Genomic DNA, 22,391 nt, shown 5'->3' with positions numbered 1-22,391 from the left:
CTGTCGCTCATGTCGATAGCAATAGTAATTAAGAATGTCACAAATGTCGCAAACTTTCGAAATGTCGACTATTTTTAATAGACTGGGCATTCAATACGGATATTAAAGGAATAATTATGGATTATTTGAGTACGGGACAAATTGCTACACTATTAGGTGTTAGTCCACGCACCATTATACGCTACCTCAATGATGGTGTGATTAAAGGTTATAAACTGCCAGGCCGAGGTAACAATCGGGTGCATAAGTCTGACTTTGTTAAATTTTGTGAAACCTATGAATTGCCAGTCCCACAAGAGTTTGCAACCACCACAGCGAAACCGTCTGTATTAGTTATTGATGATGACATTGCCATGTGTTCCAGTATCTGCCGAGTACTCAAACGCCATGATTTTGAGCCTTTTCATGCGCATGATGGTTTCCAAGCGGGTGCGATGTTAAATCAGCATAAACCTCAGGTCATGACCTTAGATATCGGGATGCCAGGTGTCAATGGTTTGGATATTTTGAAATTTACTCGTGAGCAAAAAGATTTTGCCGATATAAAGATCATTATTATCTCTGGCAGCGCCAATGAGCATATGCAAAGTGCCATCCTTGATGGTGCTGATGCTATTATTCAAAAGCCATTTAAAAATGAAACCCTTATCCAAACTATAGTGGAATTGATCAGTGAAAAATAAGATTATCCTAGGACTACTGAGCGCATGTTTAGTTATCTCTCCATTAGCGACTGCTAAAGAAAAAATTTACACCTTTGGTGTGGTACCACAACAAGCCGCTAATGTGCTTGCCAATCGATGGGTACCATTGACTCAATATTTATCCAAACGTACCGGGTTGACAATCAATTTTGCTACCGCGGCAAACATACCTACTTTTGAGACACGTTTGGCAGAAAACAAATATGACATTGCTTATATGAATCCATTTCATTATGTCGTTTTTTCTGAAGACTCTGATTATATTGCCATTGCTAATCAAGCAGACAAGAAAATACAAGGTGTACTTGTTGCAAAAAAAGAGAGCAACATTGAAAGCATTGCTGATTTACAAAACAGGACTATTGCCTTCCCTGCGCCAGGTTCATTTGCCGCAACCTTACTGCCACAAGCGGAACTCAAGCAAAGTCAGATTGAATTTACACCGCGTTACGTTGCATCGCATGACTCCGTGTATCTAAGTGTTGCTAAAGAGTTTTTTGTGGCCGGTGGTGGTGTAAAACGTACCTTGAACAACATGCCTGATGATGTGCGTGCTACCTTAAAAGTGATTTATGAAACACAGCGCTATACACCACATGCGTTTGCTGTACTCAATACAATGTCAGATGAGCACCAAAAAACCATCCAAGAGGCGTTAACCAACATGTCGAATGACCCTGAGGGTGAAGCTATTTTGAGCAAACTAGGAATGCTACGGCTACAAAAAGCAATAGATAGTGATTGGGATGATGTCCGCGCTTTAAACTTAAATGCTGGGGCGATTGCTAAATAAACCATGAATAGTTCATTAAGAAATAAGTTAACGGTCGGGGTAACATTTATAGAAGCAGTGTTTTTGCTGTTTCTAGCTTTGATGGTCACCTCTATCGTAAAAGAAATGCTTAATGAAAACCTCTCTGCAAAAGCAAAAATCAGTGCCAATTTATTTGCCGCGATGACCAAAAGCGCCGTAGTGACTTACGATATTGCATCCCTTGACACCTTTGTCCAAGAAATCATGCAACAAGAAGGGATGGCCTTTGCAGTAATTAAAGATGCACAAGGTAATTTATTAGCCCAGGCTGGTAATACCAACAAGAATAATATCTCGACTACCGAGTTTGATATTGAGGCAAAAGGAATTCTGGTGACCAAAGCTGATATAAAAGTTGAAGAACAGTTTTTTGGCTCTGTAGAAATCGGTATAAACAACACATCAATAAAATCGTCTATCCAAGAAATACAAGGAGTTATAGCTGGGATTGCGCTAGCTGAAATTTTATTTGTAGGTTTAGTCGCCTTCATTTTCAGTGGTTACTTAATCCGACAGCTGAACACGCTTAAGGATTCAGCAGAGAATGTCACCGACCAATTAAAACTAGGCGAGCCCATTAAAGAACGTATCGATATTTTCCAAACCGATAAAGAAATTTATGCCGTGGCTGAGTCATTCAATACATTAATAGATTCCCTTAATCGACAAATTAAACGCAGTAAGAAATTTCAAAACGAACTCTTCAACCTAAACGCCAGTTTAGAAGAACAAGTCGTGAATCGAACGGCTATGTTAAAAGAGAGTAATTACAAACTTAAAAATATTAATAAAGATTTAAAAGAAACCCAGTCCCAACTTTCTCAAGCTGAAAAAATGGCTTCTGTGGGGCAGCTGGCAGCAGGAGTCGCACATGAAATCAATAATCCAGTCGGTTTTGTTAAAAGTAACCTTGATACACTGCAGGATTACAATCAATCATTTCAACTTATCTTAAAATTATTGTTGGAATATTTAGGCACACGAGATGTTTTTCAACGCAAAAGTATCTTAAACAAAATAGAATTTTTAATTGATCAAGAAGATCTTGACTACTTAATGGAAGATAGCTTGGATATTTTACAAGAATCCAGTGACGGTTTAAAACGAGTCAGCGAAATTGTATCTGGAATGAAAGCATTTTCCAGAGCGAATGATGAAAGTTTTCAAATCTTTAATATTAACTCTTGTATTAATACCACGCTAAAAATGGTGTCCAACCAGTTAAAATATCACTGCGAAATTATTACCGAATTAGATGAAAACATCCCTGAAATACAGATTAATGTCGGTAAAATGATTCAAGTATTTACTAATTTATTGGTAAATGCGGGACATGCTATTTCAGAAAAAGGCAAAATAGTCGTTACAACTATTAGTACTCCTGAATCTATCGAGATAAAAATATCTGACAATGGTTCTGGGATCGCAAAGGAACATTTAGAGCAGTTATTTAACCCTTTCTTCACTACTAAACCTGAGGGGGAAGGAACGGGTTTAGGGCTATCAATTACCTTTAATATTATTGAAGAACACGGTGGCAGTATAAATGTTGAAAGTGAAGTAGGTGTGGGTACATGCTTTACCATAAAATTGCCATTGCATATGGACGAGCCGGTATCTCATAAACTAGAGAAGTCCCCCACAGAACAACCCAAAGATGTTGCATTTGCACCTATGGCAATAGCATCTCGACACAAAAGTGAATAACGTATGGAAACGATGACGCAACCAAACAAAGAGCAAAATAAAATGACGGCAGGACCGACTTTTACTGTCTTATTCGTAGATGACGAAACGAGTATTTTACGCTCAATTAAGCGCATTTTTCATCGCACGAACATCAATATGTTATTTGCGACTAGCGGCCAAGAAGCACTTGAACTATTCGCTGAAAATGACATTGCGATGATTGTTTCAGATATGAAAATGCCTAACATGACGGGTGCTGATTTGCTCGCAAAAGTCGCGGAATTATACCCCGATACCTATCGAGTCATTTTAACGGGTTTTGCTGATTTAGACTCCATCATGAAAGCAGTGAACCAAGGTGGCATACATCGCTACATCCAAAAGCCTTGGGACAATCAAAATCTCTTACTGACCATCAAAGATGGCTTAAAATATACCAAACTTAAGCAAGAAAATGTCGTTTTACAAAACAAATTGTTCAAGCAAAACCGTGCATTAAAAGAACTGAATTCATCTTTAGATAAAAAAGTAGCTACGAAAACTCAGCAAATCCAACTTGCCCTAAAGAAATTAAAACAAGAACAAGTTGCATCGGAAAAAATGCTCTTTAACTGTATCAGTGTGCACCCTGAACTCGATGGCGGGTTTGCTCAGTCAGTGAGTCGTTTGGCTACTGAGATAGCTGAAAAATTGCACTTAGAGCCAAAGATGATCAAAGCTGTCAAAGACGCTTCCTTATTGTGCCAAATTGGTTTATTGGGCAAGGAAGTCCATTTGTTTAACACGGCATTTAATGAATTGAATTACGAACAACAAAAGGCTTATGTGCGTCAGGTAGATGTGGCAAATATGATGCTTTCACCATTGACCCATGCGCAACCGATCGTCGATATCATTTATCACCAATTTGAATATTACAACGGGCAAGGCTACCCTAATATGAAGGTGGCTGATGACATCCCGATTGGCGCTCGCATCCTCTTCATTGCTCGAGATTTTTGGCGTTATCGCATTGGTAAAATGACCGGCAAACATTTAGATGCCATCGATGCGCGCATTGAGATGTCAAAACACAAAGGCACTAAATACGACCCACGCGTGTATGATATTTTCACTTCCGTCTCCTTAGCAGACCAAGTAATCTGTCAAGATGGTTCATTTAATGTCAACAATCTGAAGCCAGGAATGGAGCTTGCTAGAGATATATACAATGCAAAATATGTACTAATGCTTCCTGAAGGACACGTATTTACTGACGCAACTATACAAAAACTCAAACACTATGAGTTGAACCACAAAGAAGAATTAAAATTATTTATCAAAGAATAATATTTATCTGAGCTTGCTGCTGTAGTTCAGCAGTAAAGCGTACACTATTTGTCAACTCATCCCACTGCCATTGTGACTCTGCTAGGTGTTTACCATCGATAATGACCCTTTGCGGTAAATTATTGACTCCATACACTGTATAGTGAATTGTTCTTTGTAAGGGGGCTCGTGCATAGGTCCCTTTCACTGTAAGCAATAAAGATAACGCCTTGCCACGTTGGGCTGCCGTCATAATGATACTTTGATAAGCACCTGTGCCTAGAGTTTGGGGACTGGCTCCATCATCCTCGTACATAACATAAGTACTGTCTTGTACCGCAGCATCCGCATAATAAGCAATGTGTAAATTCCGAGTATTATAAGCTTTTAAATGTTGGGTCGGAGATACTGTCGGAATAAAACTGCCAGCTTTAACCAACAATGGAATCTGCCCAATTGGGGCTTGAACAGAGATAGATTGCTCGCCCGTCCATTTTTGCTTTTGCCAATAGTCAAACCAAACACCTTCAGGTAAATCAATGGCTTGTTTTGTTACACCAGCAACTTTCACCGGTGCCACCAAAAATGCATCGCCCCACAGATAATGTTTAGCATCTGTAAACCTTGATTCATCAATGAAACTGACTGGCCGAACCAACGGCTCTCCGGTCATGGAGTTAGCCAACGACAAGGAATAATTATAAGGCGTGAGTGCATAACGCAGTTTAATAATATCTCGGGCAATATCGATAACGTCTTCACTATGAAAAACAGGTTCTGGAGCGATGTTATCCTGAGCATGTGGACGGAATACTGGTGTAAAGGCACCAAATTCCAACCAGCGTAAATACAATTCTGCATCAAATTTATCCCCACCGGCAAAGCCACCTAAATCAGAATGGATATAGGCAACACCAAAGGCCGACATTTGCAACATCAATTCAATCTGCCCTTGTAAGCCCCCCCATGAGCGTGATACATCTCCCGTCCAAGGGATCATGCCATAACGCTGCGAACCCAAAAAACCGCTGCGCATCATAATAAAGGGACGTAATTCAGGCTGTGTCTTAAGTTGATGTTCAAAGAGGATCTTCGCCCACTGATGTCCATAGGCATTATGCACTGCATCAGCGCCTACCAAACGCCCATCTATATTGTGCAAGGCAGTAGCTGGATGCACTTCTGGCTCGCCCAAATCCCCCCACCATCCGGTGACGCCTTGTTGTGCCAAACGCGAGTAAAAGTCTAAAAACCAGTTTGCTGCATCCTGATTAAAAACATCGACTAACCCTGTATTACCAAAGTAAAAATCAAATGTTTCTACCGCCCCATCAATGTTCGTCGCCAAAGCCTTATTCGCCACTGCATTAGTCCATTGTTTAGATGTCGATAAGATAAACGGCTCAGTGATCAAAACAGTATTAACTCCTTGAGTGGTCAATGTTTGGATCATATTTTCTGGCGTAGGAAAGTTGGGTCTATACCAATCTAAATTCCCCATATGGCCTTTGATGTCAGGTCCAAACCAATACAAATCTAAAACAATTGCATCCAATGGAATATCATTGTCAATGTATGCTTGGGCGGTCGCGAGTGTTTGTGTCTGAGTTTTATAGCCAAAACGCGAAGCAAAATTACCCAAAGCCCAACGTGGTAATAAAGGTTGTTTACCGGTCACCTTTGCAATATTTTGACTCACTTGCTGGACTGAATTGCCTAACACAACAACATATGACGTTCTGCCAGTATCGGCGCTAAAACGCAATTCATCTGCATACGTGTGTCCTATATCAAGTTCACCCTTGGCGCTGTTATCAAACAAAATGGCATAACGCTGGTCGGATAAAACCGCTGATAAACCATAATACATCTGGTTAGATTCTGTGGTGTAGCCATAATGTGCCTTATTGTACAACGGCATTTTATGACCACGGCGATCCATGCCTAACAAACGCTGACCACCACCATACAATTTTTCATCCGTATCCAACTGAAATGAAAATCCTCGATGCTCACTCGTCTCAACCAAACCTAACTTTTCGCTGACAACTTCTTCTCCTGCATAATAAAATGCCAAACGGCCAGTGGCTTTATCAACATGAATAGCTTGTTCCGCATATGTAATGGTGACATAAGATGTATATTCGGAAACCTTCACCGGTAGAGCCTGGCGGGGATAAGCTAAGGCAAAACTAGGTAATTGGGCTTGTCCGTCTCGTAGATAATCAATGACGAAAGATTCACCATCTTGACGTTTAATTTGTACTTCACCTTGAGTGGTCTGCAAAGTCACAACATGCTTTTCGATACTGAATGCATCCAGTTTTGCATGCAAGGAATGACTTGTAAGGACTAAAACGAACAGCGCTACGCGGTGTAAAAAATGTCTTTTCATAATCTAAGGCCTTATCTTGTCAGCACTAACACTGCTGAACTTAAGGGGGCTAAAGCCACTGCGAATGCCGCACCATCACTATTAATAGTGAGTTGACTAACATGGTCTTCCAATAGACCTTGCAAAGCATACTCACCTGAACTTAAACCCAATTGTTCAACTACTGCCTCGGGCAAGTTCAATGTTGTCGCAAGCGGTTTATCCGGATCAAAATTACTTACCACGAGCATGAGGTTTTCATTATCATGCCGAGCAAAGGCAAAGTGCAAAGGACCATAAGCATCGTTAGCAGTATTCAAAGAATGTAAGGATGTGTAATCTGCATTCATCAAAGGATGAAAAGCTGCAATATCCATTAATTTAATATAATAGGCCCGCAATGCAAGCTCTGTTGGGCTCAGTTTACCGCCATCAAATGCACCGTCATTCATCCAACGTTGATGAGCGGGCACCCCAATATAGTCAAAGATCGACGTCCGAGAAGGATCACCAAAACCAGGTTCCTCAGAACCATCTTCCCCAACATCTTGACCAAAATATAACATCGTCGGTGAGCGTGAAATTAGTGCAGAAACCACCATGGCAGGTTTACCTTTAGCGGCATCACCGGCAAACTCAGGAGCGGCGATGCGCTGTTCATCATGATTCTCTAAAAAATGTAACATGTGGTCAGCCACATCTTCGATATTAGCCTGAACTTGCTCTAAACTTTGGGCATCGCCATGTCCTTGCATCACTGCCTTTAAGTTATCATAAAAATCAACCTTATCGTAAAGGTAGTCCATCTTGCCTAACTGAATATAGTTGCGAAACTGCTTAGGGTTGTATACTTCAGCCAGTAAAAAGGCATCTGGATATTGCACCTTTATTGAAGAATTCAAAAATGACCAAAACTCAACAGGTACCATTTCAGCCATATCATATCGAAAACCATCAACCCCCATAGCGAGCCAATAATGCACAATATCATGAAATTTGTACCACGAATCTGGTAAGTTTTTATCCAACCAAAATGCATGGTGCTCTGCCACTCCCAAGTTGCGGTATGCTTCTGGCAAAACTGGGAAATCGTAACTACCATCAGGACGTACCCCATAATTAACTTTGACGGTTTCATACCAGTCATGAATATTGGGTTGGGCCAACCTTGAACCATTTCCTGTCCATTTAGCAGGACTCTCAGCAAATTGATTATCCAATAATGGCGCCGAATCTCCCCCTAATGGACGATAACCACCCACTGACTCAGGAACTATAAAATCTTCTCCAGGAATATAATAAAAATTGTTATCACGAGCATAGACCACAGATGTATCGTCTTGCGCACCAAAATCTGCCACGCCCTCAGGCCGAGAAGTTGACTCATATGCCCGTGCAACATGGTTAGGGACTATATCGATGATCACTTTCATACCTTGGGCATGAGTCCGTTCAATCAGGGCTTTAAATTCTGCTAAACGGGTTGCGGGATCATCTGCCAAGTCAGGGTTAACATTGTAGTAATCTTTCACGGCGTATGGTGAACCGGCACGGCCTTTGATGACATCGGGATCGTCTAAACTAATCCCATATGCAGTATAGTCGTTGACGAGTGCGTGATGAGGCACCCCAGTATACCAAATATGACTGACCCCGAGCTCTTTGATACCCGCTAATGCTTGTGGCGTAAAATCAGAGAATTTACCTACCCCATTTTCTGTCAGCGTTCCCCAGGGTTTATTCGTGGTGTTAGTATTGCCAAACAAACGAGTAAACACCTGGTAGACAACCGGTTTGACATGAGACTTTGATGCATGTTCAACTGCCATAGTAGCGTCTCCTTGATTAGCTGGGGCTGATTTATTGGGGGCACTCGGCTGGCACGCTTGGAGTAACGAAAGTGTTCCTAATGTACCGATAACGAAAACGGTTAAAGCAATTTTTTTCATGTCATAAACTCTGATTGTTATACCTTTTACATACTACCTTGTTTTCTGTAACGGAGGTATTGCATACGTTTTCAATAAGTCCATAACCATCTGAACTTTAAAACAATGTATAAATAAAAGTCGCTAATGAGGACTGCTGAGTCGCAACAACAATGCCGCCTAGTAATACCAAGAAAACAAAAATAGGCAATAGCCAAATTTTCTTTCTGACTTTTAAAAATTCCCATAAATCTTGTAAAAACTCTAGCATCGCTATATGACTCCAGTTGTATTGTCTGTTGCATTATTCTTATATCTAAGTATGCAATACCTAGAATGGTTGGCGTAAACGTTCTTTAGTCAGCTCATCTGTTCGTTTTCGGTAAAACGAACCCTCTACTCGTTCTGGTTGTTTCCGGTAATCCAGTTTATTGAGCATTTGTAGGACTAAACCCAAAGGGACTAACACAACAAAATAGACGAGACCTAAAAGCAGATATGTATTGGTGAAACTCAAAATACTCGCAAGTATCATCCAGACCCGATAAACAGGATAGACGGCAGGCACATAAAACCATCCCAAGGTCATGAAATAAACAATGGGGACCAATGGCCAAAGCGGTATTGGCTGAGCGAATAGCCAAGGTAATAAGCCCATAAAAATTAAGCCAAAGAACGCGCTAAACTGCCAACAAAAATCGCGTAAAGCCCGTTTATTGTCTTTTGCTACAACAGGTAATGCAATGTGTTGCCACTTGGTTTTAAGCTGAAATTTAATCTTTGGCAAAGGTCACCTCTTGAGCTTTATGTTTTGCTGCATCTGGCATATCTGCTTTTTCTAAAACAATATTTTCCATAACCAAGTAATCCATTTCGGTGGCTAAAAAACATCGAATCGCATCATGTGGAGAGCATACCGGAGGTTCACCCCTTACATTGAATGAAGTATTAATGAGGAGAGGTACACCTGTATGGCGCTGAAATTCAGTTAATAAACTATGAATCGGTTGTGCAGAAGTGACCGTCTGGACACGTGCAGAATAATCAATATGCGTCACGGCTGGAATGTATGAGCGAATTTGGTTAATCGTATGCTGCATCTGATCAGTGAAATCTGTTGCTGTAATAGGTCTATCGAGTCTTTGGGCGTATCGCATATCTGCTACTGTTTGGTCAGTTGAATGACATAGATGTTGCGACTGCACCTGAGCTACTTGTAGCATATAAGGACTATGCTCAATATCCACAAACCAATCTTGCACATGTTCTTGCATAACAATTGGGGCAAACGGCCTAAATGATTCTCTTTGTTTGATTTTTAAATTCATGGTGTGTTGCATGTTCGCCGAACGAGGATCACCCAAAATGCTCCGATTACCCAAAGCCCTAGGCCCAAATTCCATACGTCCCTGAAACCATCCTACTACGGCCTCTTCGGTCAACCACCTGACGGTTTTGGGCAATAATTCAGTCGTTGTGAGCTCGGTATATTCCACTCCCCAAGCCAAGCATGCAGACTTAATTTCAGCTATCGAAAATGCAGGGCCTAAATAACTATGTTGCATCGCATCGCTGCGTACTGAGTCACGTTCGCTTGGTACTGAGATGCGTTCACCTAATTCCCAACGATAACAATACTCCAAAGCGGCGCCTAGAGCCCCACCAGCATCTCCTGCTGCAGGTTGGATCCAAATATCTTGAAAACCGGCTTCTCGAGCAATTCGTCCATTTGCGACACAATTCAAAGCAACACCACCTGCCAAACATAAATAATCAGCCTGGGTTGTACGTTTGAGATGTCTGGCCATCTTTAGTACGGTCTCTTCAATGACGACTTGAATGGAGGCTGCTAAATCCATCTGTACTTTGGTTACAGGACTATCATGAGGCAAAACAGGTGTCGAAAATAAGGCACAAAACGCCTTATTCACCATAGTTTTACCCACTGAAAAATCAAAATAATCAAGATTTAACGCAAAACTGCCATCATCTGCCACAGTAATCAAATGACGGTAGATAATATCTTTGTATACAGGTTTACCATAAGGCGCTAACCCCATCAGTTTGTATTCACCTGCATTGACTTTAAAGCCGCAATAATAAGTAAATGCGGAGTACAATAATCCCAATGAATGTGGGAAGTTGATTTCCCACAGCGGCTTTAACTCCTCATTTTTACCTAACCAAGCACTCGTAGTTGCCCACTCTCCCACTCCATCCAAACACAACACTACGGCTGATGTAAAAGGGGAAGGATAAAATGCAGAAGCCGCGTGCGACAGATGATGTTCGCTAAAAGCCAATGGTGGGATCTTTGTGTTTAACGTTTTATCGGGAAGCACATTGTCTTGACGTAGGATATTGCGGCACTCGCGACGCAATAACTGTTTAAAATACAGTTTTTCTTTTAACCAAATTGGCATCGCGCGAGCAAAAGACAAAAATCCTTTTGGTGCGTGTGCCAAATAGGTTTCTAATAAACGTTCAAATTTTAATAAAGGCTTGTCGTAAAATACAATTGCACTACATTCGTCTAGTGTAATACCAGCTTCATCCAAGCAATATAAAATAGCTTGGGTAGGAAAACTAGGATCGTGTTTTATACGAGTGAAACGCTCTTCTTGAGCAGCGGCGATAATTTTACCATTAACGAGTAAAGCCGCAGCACTATCGTGATATAGAGCAGAAATCCCTAAAACATAATTGTTGGACATATTGGGTACTAACTTTCATTGCTTATAAAAGCAACGCTCTTTTATTTTTATGTCCTAATTGTGCCATAAAAAGATAACCAACGTGAATAATTGTTGCGAAATTGTTATCAGAATTTTATCCTAAACTAACAATAATTATAAAAAGACGCTATGACTATTCAACGCATCAGTTTTTACGCCATCGCTTTAGCACTGCCCTTCATTTTCATATTGGCTTTGGAGGGCATCTTTAGACTTTTTATAACCGACCGGCATATCCCTCTTTTTATCTCGGTAGAACAGCATCCAGGCTATGTCCAGCCAAACCCAAATATCATCCAGCGTTATTTTCCAAGCCCTGAACTGGCCCCTCAAGTTGCCCCTGATACCCACTATTTTTTAGCCCAAAAACCACAAGATACGACGCGAATTGTCATTTTAGGTGGTTCCAGTGCAGCAGGTTTTCCTTATGGGCGTTTTGGTTCACCCTCAGGTTTTATGCAACAACGTGTCCACGGTCTTTACCCTGAGCAAAATATCGAATTTATTTCTGTGGCCATGTCGTCCATTAATACCTATATGCTGAGAGATTTTGTTGCTGAAGTATTAGAGATTGACCCAGATGCGGTCTATATTTATGCCGGACATAATGAGTATCTCGGAGTGATGGGAGTTGGCTCTCGGTACAGTGGTCTAGGCTCACATACATTAAACCTACTTTATTTGTCACTCAAAGAGTGGCGACTAGTACAAGTTTTACAAACACTATTACTACAATTTCAGCTTACCGATGGGTTTGACCAAGCGCAAAGAAATTCTCGTACAGTCATGGCTAGCGTCGCCAAAAATGCCAACATTCCCTATCAAAGTTCTATTTTTGACCAAGGGAAGCAACAGTTTGAGGATAACCTCGAAGCAATATTAAATGCCTTTGAACACAAACAGGTCCCGGTATATTTGTCGACTATTGCTAGTAATTTAGCAGGACAACCACCTTTTGCTGCACCTTATACCTTACCATCGGCAATTCAGAAACAGCTCGACATTGCTTTCGCCCAAAAAGATATCAGTACATTACAACGTATACACAAAACACATCCTTACCATCCAGAGCCTAACTTTGCTCTTGGGGTAGTGTTAAGCAAGACGCACCCTATGCAAGCCAAAAAATTACTTGAAGCAGCAAGGGATTACGACAGTTTACGTTTTCGAGCGCCGTCTGTATTTAACGCGATAATTGAGCAAAAATCCCAGGCATTTGCCAATGTACATTTAGTCAAAGGCGCTGAATATCTAGCTCAAGCGAGTCCTTATAGCATTGTTGATAACACGCTAATGTTGGAACACTTACACCCAAATGCTAGAGGTTATTTTTTATTGGCAGAAAGTGCCATTTCGAGTATGCAAGCACATGGATTATTCGGTCCTAAATCGCCCACAACTTCTCCAGATAAGCATTCTAACCATGATAACTTCGCCAAGAACCCTACTCATAGCCAAACGCATGTGTTAAAAGCAACTCAAGAATTGGCTTGGAAACATGCTTGGATATCCGAAGCGGATAATTTTGTGGCACAAACAAAAATCAATCGTTTATTAGCTGATTATCCTTTCGTTTCTGAGCCGCAATCACCTCTCACGGTACCAGTCCAAACCACTTTACAAACGTTCGGACAACAACGGCTCAAAGACGGTCAATGGTTTACACAACAACAGGCTGTATTGGCACATTTCATCGAACAAGATGGTTTTTTACAAGCAGCTAATACTGCGGCTAGTATGGCAACAGCCCTGCCCTATAATACAGAACTGACCTGGCAAACGGCTCAGCTCTATCGAGCAGCAAAAAGTTGGGATTATGCGCATTATTTTATTCGTAAAGCACACTCGTTGGCACCAAATAATACGCGCATTATCATGGATTATGCACAGATTCTGTTCAATAAAAAGGCTTTTGAGCAGGCTTTAGCACTACTCCACAAGGTGGCGACAATGCAGCCTAATCATCCCCAGATCCGGCAGTATATTCAACAAGTACAACGTGCCATGGACAATCAATCATGAAAATTTGGCTTTTTAGATGCATAGCAGTTTTTATTCCTGTGCTATTTATCCTGCTTTTAGAAGCGAGTTTACGGCTCTTCAACTATGGTGAGGATTACCCTTTGTTTATCAATAACCCGACCCATCCTGATTATGTACTGCCTCGCCCAGACATCGTAAAACGATATTTCAATCAAGTGGCTCACACACCAAGAGTGTCGATGGAAGCCAATTTCTTTTTAGCTGAAAAACCTGACAATGGACTGCGTATTTTTGTCCAAGGAGGTTCAACAGCAGCAGGGTATCCTTATGGCTTAGGCGCTTCACTTGCGGGCATGTTGGAACATCGTATTAGGGCGACACATCCTACTCGATATGTGGAAGTTATTAATACGGCTATGTCAGCAGTGAACTCATATACCCTACTTGATTTTGCCGATGAAATCATCGAACAAGCTCCCGATGCAATATTTATCTATGCCGGCCACAATGAATATTTGGGGATCCTGGGCGTTGGTTCAAATTATACTGTCACAGGCTCTAGCACAGCGACTTTACTATTTCTAAAAGTCAAAGAGTTACGTATATTTCAGCTGATGCAGGCGATATATTTAGAACTCAAAAAAATTAATTCATCTTCATCTTTATCTTCATCTTCATCTTCATCTTCTAGAACCTTAATGTCCCAAGTGGCGAAAGAAAAAGACATTGCACTGAACAGTCATATATTTGCAGCAGGACTGGAACAGTTTGCACAAAATATGGGGCTTTTGTTAGACAAATATGCACGTGCAAATATTCCCGTGTACATTTCGACTTTAGCGAGTAACGAATTAGACCAAAAACCCTTTAGCAGCTTGCCGGCAGAGCCAGACCTGCAGCAAAAACTGACGACCTTAGCCCAACGTATCCATCGCTTTGAGCCTAATGACTTATTATCAGAAATTGCAACCATTCATGAGCAAATCCAACACAGTCAAAGTGCTGATTTACATTTCACACTAGGTCAACTCTGCGCAAGGTTAGAACAGACTAGTTGCGCACAAAAAGCCCTTGTCCAGGCCAAAGAATTAGATACGTTGCGCTTTAGAGCCCCCCTAGCTATGAACCGCATCATCCGAGAATTGGCTACACGACAAGGAGTTACGTTGGTCGATACTGAAGACAAAATGCGCCAACGCAGTTCACTTGGACTCATTGGCAACAATGTAATGCTAGAGCACCTACATCCCAATGTGTCTGGTTATTTTGTATTAGCCAATGCCTTTTATGAACAATACTTTGCCAGCTTAACAGAATCTCAAAATACGGTTTATGTACCAACCAATTTGGCCTGGCAGCGTCGCCCAATAATTCCCAGTGAAGAGTATGTGGGCTTTGCGGATATCATTGCATTAACTTCTGATTATCCTTTTAGCCCGACGCCAAAACCGGTGGTATTACCGCAACCGCAAAACTGGGAAGCCGCACTAGGTTTAGAAAAGGTCCAAAAGAAAATCGACTGGCTCACCATGCAAAAAAAAGCATTAACCCAATACAATAAAGATAAAAATATTCCGATGGTTATCAAGACACAGCAAATTATTGCTGATGCCCTACCTCATGACCCAGTGGAGAATTTGCGAAGCGCAAAAAACATGCATCAGACTAAACGACTAGCAGAGGCTTTATACTACTATCAAAGGGCACGCAGAGCAGGCGCTATGAATATTGACACAGTGATTGATCGCTTGGAAGAACAAGTCAAAAAAATTCGCTAAATTCAGATGTTGTATGTCGATATAATTGAATGTATCTTTATTGGGCTGTGTAGATAAAGCCAGCGCCCTTTTTCATCGACATAAAATCAAGGAAGAGTTATGTATTTTGCGCGTATCCCTGCCCTCATCTATAGTATTGTTTTCGCGCTATATTTTATCCCCTACGCATGGGCTAATACTGTGCATTTCACAGTACAAACGAGTTCTCCAGAAACGATTTACATTATTGGTGACACTGCGCCACTGAATATATCACAGCCCTTGCAATTACTGAGCGATAAACATCGTAAACAACACAAAATATCACTCTGGTTTAACCAATCCCCTGAAGAAATAAAGTTTTTATTTGCGACCCAAGATAAACAAGAACCCTTGAAAGGTTTTCGCACCATCAAACTGAACGAGGCAACCACCTATTCTGAACATATTTTTGCAGTACCGGATGCATTAAATAGCGACAGCATGCAAGTCCTTAGCCCCCAACAGCTACAAAATGATTTACAGGTCCTTGAACAAGCACTGGATGTTTTGCACCCTGGATTATATCGTTACCAAAGCGAATCAGAATGGCAGCAGAAATTACGCCAAATAAAAGCCACATTTGGACAAGCACAATCTCTCGCTAATACCTTTGTTGAGGTCGCTGAGCTCCTCACCGCACTCCAATGCGGTCATACCTACCTTAACCCACTTAATCAACATGCTGAAGTAGAGCGACTATTATTAGGTCCTGCTAATAAGTTGCCGGTGTCTTTTATCCAGATAGATAAGCGGTGGTACATTACCCACAATTACTCAAACAAATCATTGTTAAAACCCGGTACGGAAATAAAAAGTATCAATGGGCAAAGTGTCACTACACTTACTCAAGCATTGTTGCGTTACATGCGTGGAGATGGCGCCAATACAGCACAACAACATGCTGAATTGAACTTGGTAAATGAAACCGGTCTGCAGCCATTTGATGTCTATTTCCCTTTTGTTGAACAACAAGCTATTAGCACTGAGCGAACATCTTATAAACTAGAGGTTGTTCTAGCCAATACTACGCGCCCTTTATTTATAGATGTGCCTGGTTTAACTCTATTGGAAAGAGAAGAAAAAATATTAGCCAGTCATCCACAGACCTCGGCTTGGTCATTTACCATTACAGCAAACAATGTTGGGGTAATGAAACTACCGAGTTTTGCGACTTACAATATGGATTTTTCTTGGCAAGCTTTTTACGCAGAGAGTTTTGCTGCACTCAAAGCGTCAAATGTACAAGAGCTGGTTATAGATGTTCGAGGTAACACTGGCGGGCTTGATGAAGTGAGTCAGCAATTAGCAAGCTATTTAAATTTGGCAGATGCGTTTGCTAAGGTGTCATATACACCTATTATTAAATATCAAGACGTGCCGGCTGAATTACAAAAGCACTTGCGTACATGGGATCCAAGATTTTTTGCACCCGTTGAGTATACGTTGGCAACCAATACTGACTTTGTGACAGGCTATACGAAACCCATAGAGGCAACACAGAAAGTAGTGAACCAGAAAGAAAACCCACAGCAAGAGCGCATACCACAGGAATCGAAAGCACAGGCACCGAAAGTACAGAAATTCATATCACAAGAGGACAAAGAAGAATCGCAGAGTTCCCTCCTTACTGAAAATGATAAACCGACATTTAATGGCACAATTCACTTGTTAGTTGATGGTACCAATGCATCAAGTACATTCTTTTTAAGCCAAGCGATGGCCACAAATGAGAGGGTGAGAGTAATTGGGGCACCAACAGGTGGAAATCAAAAAGGTATCAATGGTGGCGGCATGTTCTTTTTAACACTACCTAACAGCCAAATTGTTGTCGACATTCCTCTATTCGCATATATACCAAAACTGCAACCCTTAAATGAAACACCGAATGCTGGACTGACTCCTGATGTATTGAGTAAACCAACAGTTAAAGATGTAATCATGCAAAAAGACGGTGTGCTAGAAAGATTATTAGCCAGCTTAAAATAAGCAACGAACTAGCACACCCTATTAGGGTAAAATACGCCTGATACAATGAGTCGTACTAGCGCTTATGCACCACCATCACCCTCTGTGACTTTCTTTTTAGCCTTATCTAAAAGGGATTCAGCTTCGGATTTTTTAGCTGTAGCTTTATCTTTTAAGTTGGTAAGCATATCTTTGCCATCCGCAAGTTTATCAGACGCAACATCTTTGTATTCATCGGCTTTGGCTTTACCTGCCGCTATCTTGTCAGTCGCGGTATCTTTATACTGTTCCATCTTATCTTTACTCGTGGCTAACATATCACTGCTAGCAGCCATTGTTTCATTCGCTTTGGCCTTAGCTTGTTCAAGCATACTTTGAGACCCATTACTATCTACAGTGGGTTGCTTGGTGTTTGCAACAGACATTTTTTGTTCTGCATCACCGGTTTTCGTATCGGTTTTACTATCAGCATCACTGCCACAGGCACTTAAGCCTAATGTGCCAGCAATAACCATAGATAACAAAGAAAGTTTAATCGTAGATGAGGGGTGTTTTGTAGTCATGTGACGTTCCTTAGTCGTTGTAATCTATATAAGCGTAGGTTCTAAAGTAGATATAAGCAAAAAAAACCGTGAACTCAGTACAGAATTCACGGTTTTGGATGACTTTATACTCAGTCAGAGTAACGGTTTACTCGTCAAGAGTAACGGTCACCTTCGGTGAAGCAGGATTAGGACCTGTCACTGTGAAAGTATAATTCCCTGTTTCTGGCGCATCGAAACGTAAGTTATCATTACTTCCTTGCATCAACATTAAAGGCAAGCCCAATGTGATATCGCGATTATCGCCATCTACAGCACCCGCATTGACTGTTGACCAATCGTCAGAAGCAACTTTGAACTCCACGATACCAGCTGAAACTGGAATGGAAACACTATATGCATTATCAGCATATATGAGTTGATCATTCGTACCCCAACCGTTCATACCTCCGCGCAGGAACACAGGTGTTGCACCAAAGAATTCAGCTTTGAAAACACCTAATACAGGCGCTTCACCAGATACATCTAAGGTAAACTTGTATTCTTCCTCTGAATCTATCGAAATACGGAAGTTTTGACCACCAGCGAGATTGGTTTCAATAGTGGTACCTACTGTCATATTTCGAGCTTCATCCGTATCTGCCACAGAGCCATGATCTACCGTAGACCAATCTTCTGAAGCCACCTTGAACTCGTAGTCTCCTGCAGCCACTGTGAAGTTGGCACCAAATACCTTATCACCTTCATAAGTCATCGGATTACCAGTACCCCAACCATTCATACCGCCTCGTACATAGATATCTGTACCAAAGTAAGGATTATCTTTACGGATCAGTAACGTTGGATTCTCAATATCCACTGCATCAAAAACGAACTCGTATAAAGCAGTTTCATCTGGAGTAAACTTCAGGTTGTTGTTGCTTGGCGCTAAACTATAAAGCGTATCTTCTGCCACTACGTCACTCGCACCATCTGGACCACCTAAGTTAGGGTTAGACCAATCAGCTTCAGCGACTTTGAATTGATATTCAGTACCCGCATCCAAGGTGTAAGTTGCACGATAGATACCTTGACCTTCATAATTAAATGCAGTGTCTTGGCCCCAGCCATTCATGCTTCCACGTAAGTAAACCGTAGTGTCACCATATGGAACAACATCTGGTGCTCCTGCCGTAGCAAAGGCAGATAAGCCCATACCCTGAGTGTCACCTTGGTTTTGTACATAAATCGCAATCGTCTGTGCAGGTACAGTGAAGAGACCGTTACCGGCATCATCATCTACCCCTTCAGCAAAACTCGCACCACGTACTACAGAGTCAACAGAGTTGGCCAATGTATTGTGCAGTGTGAAACCTGTTGCAGTATTTACACGAACTGACTGTTGGTTATACGTTGCATTAATCACCACCATAACGGCATCAACTGCAGCATCAAGATCCACCAACTCGCCGCCGTCATCGATACTCATAGCCACCACACCTGGGATCGCAGTGCGACCTAAGTTGTGGAAACCAACACGCGCTTTGATGTCGTCAGCAGTCGTTAATCGGAACAATGGAGAAGCAGTACGAATACTTAAGAACTCTTTGAAGACTTCTTTAGCAAACACAATTTCATCCATCCCTGCAGCGCGTTCTGGAGAATACGCAAACGTTCCAATAGTATCCCAAGCACCTCGATTGTCCTGAGCAAGTGGTAAACCAACATTAAAGTTATTACTCATCATCGTGTAATCAACTTTGTTGAACCAGTCGCCAGAATCATAAGTGTTGCGATCCATAGATTTTGAACGCAGCATCTCACCGCCTAATTGCAAGAATGGAATACCTTGCGCTAGGACTGGAATCGCCAAACCGATGTTTTGTGCACGAACCCGCTCTGCTAACGTTAAATCATTGGGTAATTCATAATTGAATTTATCCCATAATGTCTCGTTATCATGTTTGGACACATAGTTAATGATATCCGCAGGATCTTGAGCATAACCGCCTAATGCACTAGTCGGTGATGTCGTACCGGTATTCGTTTGTAATGCATAATCTAATAACGTACCTGCTAATGCAGATTTGATACGATCGGTTGCATCAAAAATATCACCGGTATTATCGCCATTTGCCTTGGCAAAGAAACGACCTTGGCGTACCGCCTCGCGAATTTGATCGTTGAAAGTACCAATTTCTGAACCCGCTAAGTTGGGTTGATTAGCTTGGGTTACACCGCGATCATTGCGGGTCCAACCTTCACCATAGAAGTAGTTATCAGCATCAACTGCTTGAACTGCATCACGTAAAGACAGCATAGTATCTTTAGAGTGACTACCCATTAAGTCAAAACGGAATCCGTCAAACTTATAATGTTCAGTCCACATCAATAACGAATCTTCCATGAACTTAGCCATCATGCGGTTGCGATCTTCTGTATCATCACAGCATGAATCACGCACGATATCTCCTGTTTCAACATTGTAACGGTGATAATAACCCGGTACGACTTTGTCAAAAACGGAGTTGTCATTTGCACCAGATGCATTGGTGTGGTTATACACAACATCTAATACAACACGTAAACCCATAGCATGTAAAGCTTGGTTCATCGCTCGCATTTCTAAAATACGTGCTACGCCATCTGGATCAGATGCATAAGAACCTTCAGGTGCATTGAAATGCTTAGGATCATAACCCCAGTTAAACTGGTCATAATTACGTAATTGCTCAGTTAATGCTTGTGCTTTATCCGGCTCTAAGAATGAATCGTAACTTTCATAGACCTCTAACAAAGTCATATTTGAGTCAGCTTCACTACAAATATCAAGACGACGGTTAAGTAGGCATAGTTCAAACACAGTACTGTTTAGATCTACCGTACGCTCAGCACGTTCATCAATCGTTGCAATATCGTTAGCCGGTAGCAAATGCAAGTGCGTTACACCTGCAGCAACCATTTCCTGAAGATGATTGACTGCATCAGTCTCACTTTCAGTGAAGGCCAAAAACTTACCACGATTCGCTTCGCTCGTCGTCATATCCAACGCTGAGAAATCACGAATATGGGCTTCGTAAATAACAGCATCTTCTGGATTGGCAACTGTTGGAACAGTGTGATCATCCCAACCTTCTGGTTTCAAATCAGCATCATTTAAATTCACGAATTGTGAGAAACGTCCATTTACACCTAAGCCAACAGAGTATGGATCAGTCACGTCAAATACTTCAATATCACCGGTTAAATGATGATAAACCGTCACTTCAAAACGATAGAACATACGATCCAAACCCGTGCCAGTGTATGACCAAACACCGGTGTCTGTATTTTCAGCCATGGCTATCGTATCGACTAAGCGCTTGTCCTGACTATAAGTTTTCAATTGAACGTTTTGTGCGGTAGGTGCCCATACGGCTGATGTAATCGTACCATCATCGTTATAAATAACCCCTAAATCAGCTTCATCAGCATCCATTTCTCCAACGGTATATAACTGGTCAAGACCATTTGCTAACTGAATACCCGTAGCTGCAACTAATTTACCATCAGTATCATAGCCAGCTAAAACAGCTTGGGTCTTCATGACTGTTTTGGCTGCTACTGCATCCCATTCACCTTGGTAAGCGGCCAAACCACTTAAATGAGGTGCAATAGCGGTTTGCTCATCAGATAAATCAACAGCCAGCATATCAATCGCAGAACCATTTAAACCATTCTCAATTGTCGCTTCCAAATCACCCGCTGCTGAGTAATGGAGTTTGACACTAGCAACCGCGTCAGGTGCATCCCATAAAATAGTATTTACATCTAACCAATGTGCAGCTTGGCCTTCGATTTGTACTGGACGCTCACCTAATGAAATAAGTGGGAATTCAAAAACCGTGGCTTCGCCAGAGATTGTAAAGTTCATGCGTGCAAATGTAGCATCGTCTTGAATGAGACTACCTTTAAAGTCAGCGCCGCCCATTTCTTTACCCGCATCATCAGTACCGATGTGGATAATGAAATTATGGCACGAACCATAGCCTTCTTTCAGTTCAAGAACCCAATACGCACCATAATTTGGATCGACACCGTCATGCTCTAAACCATTGTCCCAAGAAGGGGCAACGGATTCTGGTTCTAACGCATCACAAGCATCGTTATTCCAAGTATGTAATTTCCAACCATCATAAGCAGGATCATTAGGTACATTAGTTGCACCTACTGCTACTCGGTTGTAATACAACACAGCTTGAGTTTCAGATGGGAAAAATGACGGATCAGGTAAATCCGGATTTGCACCCACAACACAATTTTCGTTCGCTTCATCAGGCACCGTTGGTGGTGCACATTGAATCGGCGGTGGTGCGACACAAGTAGTACCCGTTGCATTAGGGACTTGTGGCGCAGTACAAGCGAGGAGGACTTCACCAGATTCAATATCTGATCCACCACCACAGCCTGTTAATCCTAGGGTTGTCAGCAATACAGCTGCAAAACCTAATTTGCGGATTGATGTAAACATAGGTTGTTGCTCCGATGTTATTAAATATTTATGACCTAGATACTTAGTCATAAGATGTTTT

The 22,391-nt window shown here is 41.6% G+C and carries 14 protein-coding genes; 7 read left to right on the top strand and 7 right to left on the bottom strand.

Features of this window, described 5'->3' with window-relative positions; translation table 11 throughout:
• Positions 1-116: 116 nt before the first annotated feature.
• From NLF92_RS07690 to nosR, 4 genes are read left to right on the top strand one after another with little or no spacing between them, the layout of a single operon-like run.
• Positions 117-683 (top strand): response regulator, encoded by a 567-nt coding sequence (locus tag NLF92_RS07690; RefSeq protein WP_254100477.1) that lies wholly within the window; start codon positions 117-119, stop codon positions 681-683.
• Complete coding sequence (locus NLF92_RS07685; RefSeq protein ID WP_254100475.1) at positions 673-1,497, top strand: phosphate/phosphite/phosphonate ABC transporter substrate-binding protein; 825 nt, start codon at positions 673-675, stop codon at positions 1,495-1,497. The genes NLF92_RS07690 and NLF92_RS07685 overlap by 11 nt, the downstream gene beginning before the upstream one ends.
• Before the next feature lie 3 nt (positions 1,498-1,500).
• Positions 1,501-3,225 carry a sensor histidine kinase gene (locus NLF92_RS07680; RefSeq protein WP_254100473.1) on the top strand — a complete coding sequence of 575 codons (1,725 nt, stop codon included), beginning with the start codon at positions 1,501-1,503 and terminating at the stop codon, positions 3,223-3,225.
• 12 nt (positions 3,226-3,237) lie between these two features.
• Positions 3,238-4,536: a response regulator c-di-GMP phosphodiesterase, NosR family gene (nosR, locus tag NLF92_RS07675; RefSeq protein WP_254100470.1), complete on the top strand. Its 1,299-nt coding sequence runs from the start codon at positions 3,238-3,240 to the stop codon at positions 4,534-4,536.
• Here the strand turns inward: nosR and NLF92_RS07670 are convergent.
• The 5 genes from NLF92_RS07670 to NLF92_RS07650 form a co-directional block, all read right to left on the bottom strand.
• Complete coding sequence (locus NLF92_RS07670; RefSeq protein WP_254100468.1) at positions 4,526-6,910, bottom strand: TIM-barrel domain-containing protein; 2,385 nt, start codon at positions 6,908-6,910, stop codon at positions 4,526-4,528. The genes nosR and NLF92_RS07670 overlap by 11 nt on opposite strands.
• 11 nt (positions 6,911-6,921) lie before the next feature.
• Complete coding sequence (locus NLF92_RS07665) at positions 6,922-8,838, bottom strand: alpha-amylase family protein (RefSeq protein WP_432420215.1); 1,917 nt, start codon at positions 8,836-8,838, stop codon at positions 6,922-6,924.
• A gap of 97 nt (positions 8,839-8,935) precedes the next feature.
• Positions 8,936-9,088 carry a DUF5989 family protein gene (locus NLF92_RS07660; RefSeq protein WP_254100466.1) on the bottom strand — a complete coding sequence of 51 codons (153 nt, stop codon included), beginning with the start codon at positions 9,086-9,088 and terminating at the stop codon, positions 8,936-8,938.
• Positions 9,089-9,148: 60 nt separating this feature from the next.
• Complete coding sequence (locus NLF92_RS07655) at positions 9,149-9,604, bottom strand: SxtJ family membrane protein (RefSeq protein ID WP_254100464.1); 456 nt, start codon at positions 9,602-9,604, stop codon at positions 9,149-9,151.
• Positions 9,591-11,531 (bottom strand): carbamoyltransferase family protein, encoded by a 1,941-nt coding sequence (locus NLF92_RS07650; RefSeq protein WP_254100462.1) that lies wholly within the window; start codon positions 11,529-11,531, stop codon positions 9,591-9,593. Before NLF92_RS07650 ends, NLF92_RS07655 begins: the two co-directional genes overlap by 14 nt.
• A gap of 150 nt (positions 11,532-11,681) precedes the next feature.
• On the opposite strand from NLF92_RS07650, the gene NLF92_RS07645 reads away from it, so the two are divergent.
• The 3 genes from NLF92_RS07645 (at position 11,682) to NLF92_RS07635 (ending at position 17,320) form a co-directional block, all read left to right on the top strand.
• Positions 11,682-13,574, top strand: coding sequence for a tetratricopeptide repeat protein (locus tag NLF92_RS07645; protein WP_254100460.1), 1,893 nt, complete (start codon positions 11,682-11,684; stop codon positions 13,572-13,574).
• Positions 13,571-15,313 carry a hypothetical protein gene (locus tag NLF92_RS07640; RefSeq protein WP_254100458.1) on the top strand — a complete coding sequence of 581 codons (1,743 nt, stop codon included), beginning with the start codon at positions 13,571-13,573 and terminating at the stop codon, positions 15,311-15,313. The genes NLF92_RS07645 and NLF92_RS07640 overlap by 4 nt, the downstream gene beginning before the upstream one ends.
• 99 nt (positions 15,314-15,412) lie before the next feature.
• Positions 15,413-17,320, top strand: coding sequence for a S41 family peptidase (locus NLF92_RS07635; protein ID WP_254100456.1), 1,908 nt, complete (start codon positions 15,413-15,415; stop codon positions 17,318-17,320).
• 62 nt (positions 17,321-17,382) lie between these two features.
• On the opposite strand, the gene NLF92_RS07630 is transcribed toward NLF92_RS07635, so the two are convergent.
• Positions 17,383-17,862, bottom strand: coding sequence for a hypothetical protein (locus tag NLF92_RS07630; protein ID WP_254100454.1), 480 nt, complete (start codon positions 17,860-17,862; stop codon positions 17,383-17,385).
• A 127-nt stretch (positions 17,863-17,989) separates the two neighbouring features.
• Positions 17,990-22,330: a pullulanase-type alpha-1,6-glucosidase gene (gene pulA / locus NLF92_RS07625; RefSeq protein ID WP_254100452.1), complete on the bottom strand. Its 4,341-nt coding sequence runs from the start codon at positions 22,328-22,330 to the stop codon at positions 17,990-17,992.
• Between the last annotated feature and the right edge of the window lie 61 nt (positions 22,331-22,391).

The organism is Opacimonas viscosa, from assembly GCF_024199005.1.
Taxonomy (GTDB): Bacteria; Pseudomonadota; Gammaproteobacteria; order Enterobacterales; family Alteromonadaceae; genus Opacimonas; species Opacimonas viscosa.
The sequence above is the reverse complement of the archived record's forward strand: the minus strand, read 5'-3'. Positions and strand labels throughout refer to the sequence as shown.

Bases quoted from the DNA above. Each gene is read 5' to 3' on its own strand.
- pulA (WP_254100452.1), bottom strand. From the start codon at position 22,330: ATGTTTACATCAATCCGCAAATTAGGTTTTGCAGCTGTATTGCTGACA.
- NLF92_RS07650 (WP_254100462.1), bottom strand. From the start codon at position 11,531: ATGTCCAACAATTATGTTTTAGGGATTTCTGCTCTATATCACGATAGT.
- NLF92_RS07670 (WP_254100468.1), bottom strand. From the start codon at position 6,910: ATGAAAAGACATTTTTTACACCGCGTAGCGCTGTTCGTTTTAGTCCTT.
- NLF92_RS07660 (WP_254100466.1), bottom strand. From the start codon at position 9,088: ATGCTAGAGTTTTTACAAGATTTATGGGAATTTTTAAAAGTCAGAAAG.
- NLF92_RS07665 (WP_432420215.1), bottom strand. From the start codon at position 8,838: ATGAAAAAAATTGCTTTAACCGTTTTCGTTATCGGTACATTAGGAACA.
- NLF92_RS07630 (WP_254100454.1), bottom strand. From the start codon at position 17,862: ATGACTACAAAACACCCCTCATCTACGATTAAACTTTCTTTGTTATCT.
- NLF92_RS07690 (WP_254100477.1), top strand. From the start codon at position 117: ATGGATTATTTGAGTACGGGACAAATTGCTACACTATTAGGTGTTAGT.
- NLF92_RS07640 (WP_254100458.1), top strand. From the start codon at position 13,571: ATGAAAATTTGGCTTTTTAGATGCATAGCAGTTTTTATTCCTGTGCTA.
- NLF92_RS07680 (WP_254100473.1), top strand. From the start codon at position 1,501: ATGAATAGTTCATTAAGAAATAAGTTAACGGTCGGGGTAACATTTATA.
- NLF92_RS07635 (WP_254100456.1), top strand. From the start codon at position 15,413: ATGTATTTTGCGCGTATCCCTGCCCTCATCTATAGTATTGTTTTCGCG.
- NLF92_RS07645 (WP_254100460.1), top strand. From the start codon at position 11,682: ATGACTATTCAACGCATCAGTTTTTACGCCATCGCTTTAGCACTGCCC.
- nosR (WP_254100470.1), top strand. From the start codon at position 3,238: ATGACGCAACCAAACAAAGAGCAAAATAAAATGACGGCAGGACCGACT.